At 62.3% G+C, this 714-nt stretch carries 1 pseudogene; it reads left to right on the top strand.

Features of this window, described 5'->3' with window-relative positions:
• Positions 1-156: 156 nt before the first annotated feature.
• A pseudogene (locus P0D89_RS53705) lies at positions 157-714 on the top strand (hypothetical protein); the annotation flags it as partial.

Below are 714 nucleotides of genomic sequence, written 5' to 3'. Positions count from 1 at the left end.
CTAACGAGGCTCCGCCTCAGACCGACGAGTGGTACGGGTGACTGCGGAGCGCTGGCGGTGTAAGGTGGCTCCGGTCGAGCCGGCTGGGACGTGCCCAGCGATGTACGAGCTCGAAGCTCAATGGGTCCGAAGACCCGTGGACGACCGGAGCCAGTCATGACATTATCTCAGAATGTCTGCGAAGTTCTGCGCGCTCACGTCGTGCTCGAGAGCGAGTGCATCGACCGGATGTACCTGAACGTTTACGTGCCACAGTTGCAGCGCGTGGGCGGCGTGGTGTGGTACCTGCGCGGGCATCTCGGTCAGCGCTTCGCCTCGACCGCGACCGTGGCGCCCAAGACCGTGGCCTTCGTGGCAAGCATCGAGAAGTTTGTCGCCGGGCAAGGTGTGGATCTGGTGAGCTTTGGCAAGCACCAGCGCAAGGACGACATCACCCAGCAGTATCTGCAGCGGTTCGACGCCGACGAAGGAATTCTGTACGTCGGCCGCGCCCAGGAGAAGGCGCGCGTGGTGCGCACCGAGCGGCGCCGTTGTGCACGCACCGGCATGAGCTATCCGTGGGTGGTCGATGGCAGCGCGATGGTGAACCACTACTACTTCTACTGCGTGGACGACGACTTCGGCCCGTTCTTCCTGAAGTTCTGTTCCTACTTTCCGTACAACGCCAGGCTGTGTATCAACGGCAACGAGTACGCCAAGTGCCAGTTGCGCAAG

Source organism: Paraburkholderia sp. RL18-085-BIA-A, assembly GCF_046027075.1.
Lineage (GTDB): Bacteria > Pseudomonadota > Gammaproteobacteria > Burkholderiales > Burkholderiaceae > Paraburkholderia.
The sequence above is the reverse complement of the archived record's forward strand: the minus strand, read 5'-3'. Positions and strand labels throughout refer to the sequence as shown.